Raw genomic sequence first — 7,273 nt, forward strand, 5'->3', positions numbered from 1 at the left:
CCAAACCGGCCAACAACGGAGGTTTGACCAGCCTCTGGTGCCATGGCGGCTGGTGCTGGATCATCACGTCGGCAAGGAGGTGTCAGGGATCATGCGCGGAGGACGATAGGCGGGCAAAGGAGCGGGCCAAGCGTGTCATAATGGCGCCCATGGTCACGCCCACAAGCCGCGCCCCCTGCGTCCACGGAGAGGTGCGCGTCTGCTTAGGCGGCCGAGACATCGCTTACCTGATCAACGGGCTCGCCGTATTTGCGCCTGTAAGCGGCAATGAAATCGTCGTCGCTACAGATGCAGCGGCCGCTGGAGTCCTTGGCCTTCGGATCGTGCAAGTGAGAGCCAAGGGGGCGCAGAAGATTCACCCGAGTGCTCGTCGTCGGGCTCATGGGAAACCCCGCACTATGTTTGACCAAATCCGCGGCAAGCATAATCCCGGCAAGCACCGACTGAAAGGCCATCGGAACGACAGTTCGAACGCGGCGACTTCCTTCGCTAAGCTGGAACACCAGACCGCCGCAGATAGCCTGCTGATAAAAGGAGCGCAGGGGCTGGCCGACAAACGGGGCTAGCGGTTCAAACGGCACAGCCATCGCTGTAGCCACGCGAACTACAAAGTCGTTGGGAACTCCGGCATTGGTCTGCAGGAGCGTTTTCACCTGCTCGTGTGCTTCCGGTATTCCGAGTTCCTCGGCAATCAGCTGGTGCTCGTCCTTGGATTTTCCGGATGGCAGGTACATGCAACAAAGGCAAGCCTGGCCGTCATCGAAACCATGCCGGGAGATACCGAGATCGTGCTCCTGCGTCCAAGCGTTTGCGATCCATCGCGGCAGTGCACCTTGGACAGCCAGACGGTCGGCGGCGGTGTCAAGCGCCACACCCACTTGGTCGAAGACCCAATTGCCCCGGCGCGCAACATATTCTGCCCACGTCAGAGGGTGCGCCTCGACCTCAAGGGCAGTCGATCTAAGGGCGGTGGCTGCAAGAACCGCCTTGGACATACCAATCTCCGCCTGGCCGGCCAATGCGTAGCGCTGCAGGTTTGAGAGTTCGATCGCTTCGTGATCGATTACATGCAGACGACCCTTGAGATCGGGTTGTCTCGCTAGCGCCCAAAGCGAGCCATGGCCTATCGCACCGAGCCCAACGAGGTGGGTTTCGCCAAGGTCGACTGGAAAGTCGATCGGGCCAGCCTCCCCGGCTTTGGTCTTGTCGTAGCTGCATAGCGAGAGGTCGATGGTTTCGTCCAACTCGGCGCCGGTCAACTGGGCGGCGAAGATAGTTCGAAAGACGTTGGCGGCGCCGAAGCAACTGGCGGCGCCAGCTCCATAAGGCAGCAGACTTGGGCCAGAGCCCACCGGGTCCGTACGCGACAGCTTTGCCGCCCAACCGTCCGATCCCACGAAAAAGATCGGGCACCGGAGTGATGGGCGCGTTACCCCTGCAACGACGCAGACGGTGGCAGACTTGCCGGAACGCCGGATGCCGACTTTTGGATTGATCGACTTTGCCAAGCGCTCCAGCGCTTGGGCTTGAGAGCTCGCCGCGCTGTCCAGCGGGAGTATCGCCAGAACCGGGTAGAGCCTAGCGAGCAATCTCACCGCAAGATCTAATGTCGCCTGGCCTTCGGCGCAGGAAGCGGCCTGATGGTCGAAGGCGACTGCCACGACCTGCTTTTCAAGAGCTGCTTTGAAGTCTCCCAGATGAAAATCGGCCAGGACCTGAGATGCCGCCGTGGCGGCGCGATCGATGAAGTTAGCGAATGCCATTGTTCAACTCGATATCATGATCATTCGCGACAGTGCCGCGGGAGGGAGCGCATTCCATTTGGCCTTTTCGTCAAGCCGATAGGCGGCGACCCGAGCAAAATCGAAAGGCTCGCGGGCGAAATTCGGCACCACCAGCGACAGACACCCAACCGTGGTAGCAACCGCATAAGCGTCGTCCGTCGTCGAATGGTAGGCGCGGCCCGGATGGCTGTGAATCTGGGCCAAGAGTTTCAGGCCGCTTTTGTAGAGCCAGACATTGAGCCGGTGCAGTTCTTCGGCCGCAACGATCACGCAAACGCCATCGTTTGTTCGAATGTGACGCTGCGCCGGGATAACCGTCTCTGTTACGGCAAAGTGCCGGTCTTCCTGAACGCCGACCCAAAGTGCCATCCCCTCATTGCCCTCGCGACCAACTGAGCGCAGATGCCCATGCGTGGTCGAGATGCAGCCGCGCGGGAGAGTCACGATCGTTACATCTCTCAAACCAGTCATTCTTGTATCGCCTGAGGGGATACCACCATTCCTACGATTGTCGGTTGGAGTTGAATCTGCAACTGCTCTATAGGAACGATTCCGTACTTGATGATCTTGTCCAGGATGAAGGCCAAACAGCCTTCGCCAGAACCCCGATGAAGTAGCCATGGATCACCTGAATGGGCTGGATTGTCGTGGTATTCCCGGACGCCCGCCATGCACAGGAATGGTTCGTCCTCGGGACTGTTGGCCTGGATGAAGTCCGTCAGCGGCACGGCGTTCTGCTGGATGAGAGCTCCTATCATCTCCGGCGGCGTTCCGGGCAGCGGCGGACGTCTAAGCATTTTCAGGTATAGATCTTTCCGGGCAATCGGATCACGCGTAAACGGATCGACGAAGACCACGGACGGTGGTCTTAAGTCGTAGTCGGTGAAGTCGACCTCGCTCGCTGCGCTGACCACCCGTGGCTTTAACTTGGGGCTGGCGAAAATGAAGAAAGCGCGCGGAAAAGTCGCCTCGATCAAGAAGCAGCCCTGAGCCCGATAGACATCAGCATATGGCCGGAACCGGCCGATCTCCCGATCAAACTTCGCTCGGGAGACCTCCGGATCCACACTTTGGGGTTTAGGCACCTGCGACGCCCGCCTTCAGGCTGAGGAACAGGGTCACAGTATTCGGGAAACCGAAATCGCCAAGCTTCTTGTCGACGTCGAGCAAGTTGCCGGCCTCATCCTTGAATTCCCAATTCTCGGCTGGTTGGGCGACATTCTGCGTGTTCTCAAGGGCTTTGGTACGAATGACGTGAAGCGGCTGGTTGGGATTGGCTTCGACCTGCGTGGGCTGGCCGTTCACCACCACCGTGATCTCGATCTTGCCCGGTCCGCCGCCGTGATTATCGCCCTTACCCGAATCCTTCGACATTGTCCTACTCCTGTGGCTTGCCAACCGCCCCACGCCCTGGCACCCACCTGCGAGTGAGACCGGCGGTCTTCAATCGTTCACCCGGCGCCACGGCCGCGAGTACGCGAAAGACAGGGGATAAGCTACCGAATCGGTGCTTGCCTTCTTTTATGGGTGACTTGAGCCGCAAGTAAATGGTCTCAAATTGCTCCTCACAACTATAATCGATTAGAGCAATGCGAAAATATTGGCGACACGCCTATTCATCTGCTCTCTCACTCGCCTGCTCCGTGCTCGGCAAGGGGAGCTTTGATCTGCGTCACGCGTCCCCAAGCAGCTGATTGCGCCGGCAGCGCCATAGGAACCGTCGTTCAGAGTCTTCACCACTCAAGCACCCGCATGGATGCATGCCGACGCTCGTCTCCACAAAACAGCGCAAGTGGTGCCTTGTTGGATAAGGTCGCCTCGTACCTGGTGCAGCATCTCTCGGAACGCATGCCGCTGCGAGACCAGGCCTCATCATCGCGTCACATAGGAGCTGAAGCTTTCCGGATCGGGTATCCAATCGGCATCCAGTTGCTCGGCGATATGGTTGAATTCTGCCCTCAGGACAAGAGTGAGTAGAGCAGCCCCGCTACGAAAATCCCATCCTGGTTCGTTTGACGCATCGACTATTCAGATTGATTGGCGTGATACCCGGCGCGGCCGCAACACGCGAGGCCGTCAACCGCTGAGCAGAAAACCAGCCTTCGCCTTCCGCGGCGGCGGACCTCGTCAGCCTCTCGAAAGCTTGCCTGAGTAGGTTGCTCATGTGATCTGTGGAAGTGAGGATAGCGTGCACCCGTACAAACTAGACATTCATCGTGGCAGCTTGGCTGCAGGTGCAGCACGCCGTACCGCACGAGCAAGCGGACAGGCCGGCCAAGCCGGTTTTGAGCAGCACTTGGGCGAACTGCAGGCGGCGGACGAGTTGATGGGTGCGCCAGGCGAGGAGGTCCTCGTCAATGGCTCGCATGGTAAAGGTGAGTTGAGACCAACGAAGAGGCAGAGGATCCAAAGCAATCTGCAGCATGCTGTCACTGAGCGGCAACCAGGTGAGGTTGGCAACTCAGGCGCTCGCGTGATGATGCAACTCCCCACCCATCAGGTGGGTACATCGGAACGGGAGGCGCAACTTGTGATGCAGGGGGACGAGCACGAATACACCCCAGCACCGCATCTCGACGGGTCGATGCCCTCGACAGTGCAGCCGGATCGTCCAATTGTGGTCCCCGACGGTGCCGACAAGCGTCCTGTTTATTCCAACGATGCCACCGCCATCGAAGGGCTGAAGTCAGCACTCCTTGCGGGTAAAGCCAGGCCGGACACGGTCACTCGCAGCACAAATTCTCTTTTCGGCTTTAGTCGTTGGCTCTTTCAAAACAACAAGCCAGGGCTTGCTGCTCGGCTTTACCATCCGTCGCTGAGCCAGGATCTCGAGGAGTACGAGAGTAGGGGTGGTTCCTCCACCGTGGCTGGCGCACTGCGTCAATTGATGAAGTCGATGGGCGGAGCCGGCCCGATTGTGGGTCGCGCTGTCCTGAACCCCCATCCTGACGACGCCGCGCTCACCAGACATTTCAGATCCGCGAGCGGCTACGCAACTGCTCTTAACCATTTCAGTCATTACCTACGTCAAAATGACAAGCTCGGAATTGCGGGTCGCATTTACGATAAATCGCTGGATAAAGATGTTGAGAGCTACAAGGCCGCCTCCTCTAATGGTGGAGCTCCGATCGAATCTGCGCTGGTTTATCTCCGCAAGAACCCGCCGCGCGTTATACTCGGGAATCATCTGGAAAACGCGGTCAGCATGGAGGCTCGTCCCCGTGGCGACGCTGCTCAGCATACCGCACCACAGCAGGGATTCGATTGGCCAGAGGAGCTCCTGCCGGTAGGTTATAAGGAGGGCACCGATCTACCATTGTCTCTCGCCCCAACCGCGCACCAACACCAAGCGCCCGACTTTGGAGAGGCCGTCCCTCACTTGAACTGGCGCCACGGCGACCAGGGCGCCCCGGAGGAGCTGGTAGCTGCACGGGACAGGAGCAGCCCGCTGCCAAGCGAGGCGGTGCCACATAAATCTGGACGGGGACTCGCTACGCAGCCCAGATTGTGGGCGGAGAAATCCGCCTCGCCAGAGCTCTTTCGACGGCGGGCGGAGCAGGCTCTGCCGGCGTCCGCCAGAGGTGTGGAGACATCCTCCGCGGTTGATGAAGCCGCGCAGGCCGCTCGCCAAGCTTTGGCTTGGTTGCAGCAGGAGATGGAGGGGATCGAACCGATGCAGGATCCTCATAAGGCGGCTACACCGGAATGTGAGGCGCAGCTCGTCAGGCAGAGGGATGAGCACGAATCCACCCCAGCACCGCATCCCGGAGGTGGTGGGTCGATGCCCTCGACAGTGCAGCCGGATCGTCCAATTGTAGTCCCCGACGGTGCCGACAAGCGTCCTGTCTATTCCAACGATGCGACCGCTATCGAAGGGCTGAGGGCAGCATTCCACGCGGGTAAGGCCAAAGCGAACACGGTCACTTACAATGTAAATTCTCTTTTCGGCTTTAGTCGGTGGCTCCTTCAAAACAACAAGCCAGGGTTTGCTGCTCGGCTTTACCATTCGTCGCTGGATCAGGATCTCAAGGAGTACGAGAGTACGGGTGGTTCCTCCACCGTGGCTGGCGCACTGCGTTACCTCAAGAAGTCGACAGGCGGAGCCCAGATTATGGCTCGCCCTGTCGTGATCCCCTATCCTGACGATGCCGAGCTCATTAGAAATTACAGAGCCGCTTCGACCAAGGAGTACCTGGCAGCGCCTGCGACCGGACGGAATCCAGATACCGTGGGCGGCTATACAAATTTTCTTAGACATTTTAGTCAGTACCTGCGTCAAAATAACAAGCTTGGGATTGCGGCTCGGATTCACGACAAATCGCTGGATAAAGATGTTGAGAGCTTCAAGGCTGTCTCCTATGGTAATAGGCTAAGTATCAGTTCTGCATTGGCTCACCTCCGGGATATCCTGCCGCGCATTGTGCTCGGGCGCGAAACTGTCCTTTCTGCTCATCCGGCAGACGCAGTCACCAGGCGCGTTGGGGCCGCTGCTGAAGCTGGGCCAGCGGCACCGGCAAGAGCTCCCCAACCCGCCTCGCCAGCAACCGCTAGGCTGCCAGGCACCTACCGCGGCCTTCCACTGGTTGATGTGACCACACTGACTACCAGTTCCTCTGGGGCTCAGATCGGGGCGCTCGATCCGACAGCCCCGTCCAACGTTGCAACGGGGCGGGTGCTCGGCGCCGCCGAATGGCTGAGCGACGCCCATATCCAGAGAGATTACAATTTGCTGGAGGGGCAACTGCAGGGGATCAATCCGGCGCTCGCTGCCCGGACTCGGCTGGTGGATCCTTCCGTATCCCATCTACTGCGACACACGTCGCCGCAAGACGCTCGAGGCATATTGCAGTCCATCTATAATCAAAACAACGCCACAGCCGACTTCCTGTTCTTGCCAGTGAATAATGGCACGGCTACTAGCCCCGGCACCCATTGGTCGCTGCTGCTCGTTGATCGCCGCGACCCGGAAAGGCGGTTCGCCTATCACTACGACTCCCTCCAGCGAGAGGGATATAACGACGTGCCTGCAAAACAGCTCGCAGGACTGCTGAATGCCACCTTGGCGCCAGCCCCCATGGCCAGACAGACGAACCATTATGATTGCGGCGTATTTGTCCTGGAGGGCACGTGGGCGCTGGTTGAACGATTGGTGAAAGGGCAGCGGCCAGACCACGAGCCGCTGCCCCTCGACAACCTCGTTGCCGATCGGCAGGCGCTGCAAGACCGGCTAAGGAGGCGCTTGCCGCACGAGGAAGAGCCGCGGCAGCTGCTGGAGGATGAACCCGCCTCCCCACCGATGATGGCATTCGAGCCAGGGGAACTGCGGCAACTGTTGGAAGACGAGCCTGCCTCCCCACCAATGATGGCGTTCGAGCCAGGGGAACTGCGGCAACTGTTGGAGGACGAACCTGCCTCCCCACCAATGATGGCGTTCGAGCCAGGGGAACTGCGGCAACTGTTGGAGGACGAGCCTGCCTCCCCACCAATGA

5 protein-coding genes are annotated in these 7,273 nt (G+C 59.4%); 1 reads left to right on the top strand and 4 read right to left on the bottom strand.

Annotation, left to right across the window (positions count from 1 at the left end; genetic code table 11):
* Positions 1–203: 203 nt before the first annotated feature.
* Genes EN781_RS01615 through EN781_RS01630 form a run of 4 tightly spaced genes read right to left on the bottom strand, consistent with a single transcriptional unit; the run spans position 204 to position 3,158 of the window.
* On the bottom strand, positions 204–1,763 hold the full coding sequence (locus tag EN781_RS01615) for an E2 ligase fold family C protein (protein WP_091595803.1): 1,560 nt from the start codon (positions 1,761–1,763) through the stop codon (positions 204–206).
* A 3-nt stretch (positions 1,764–1,766) separates the two neighbouring features.
* Entirely contained in the window at positions 1,767–2,255 is a 489-nt protein-coding gene (locus tag EN781_RS01620) for a Mov34/MPN/PAD-1 family protein (protein WP_091595801.1), read from the bottom strand.
* Complete coding sequence (locus EN781_RS01625) at positions 2,252–2,869, bottom strand: putative metal-binding protein (protein ID WP_091595799.1); 618 nt, start codon at positions 2,867–2,869, stop codon at positions 2,252–2,254. The genes EN781_RS01620 and EN781_RS01625 overlap by 4 nt, the downstream gene beginning before the upstream one ends.
* Complete coding sequence (locus EN781_RS01630) at positions 2,862–3,158, bottom strand: DUF2604 domain-containing protein (protein ID WP_024505654.1); 297 nt, start codon at positions 3,156–3,158, stop codon at positions 2,862–2,864. The genes EN781_RS01625 and EN781_RS01630 overlap by 8 nt, the downstream gene beginning before the upstream one ends.
* A 922-nt stretch (positions 3,159–4,080) precedes the next feature.
* Between EN781_RS01630 and EN781_RS01635 the strand changes: the two genes are divergently transcribed.
* The coding region (locus EN781_RS01635; protein WP_245492527.1) for a Ulp1 family isopeptidase at positions 4,081–7,273 on the top strand (3,193 nt) is incomplete at its 3' end.

This window comes from Mesorhizobium sp. M4A.F.Ca.ET.090.04.2.1 (assembly GCF_003999085.1).
In the GTDB taxonomy this organism is placed as follows: Bacteria; Pseudomonadota; Alphaproteobacteria; order Rhizobiales; family Rhizobiaceae; genus Mesorhizobium.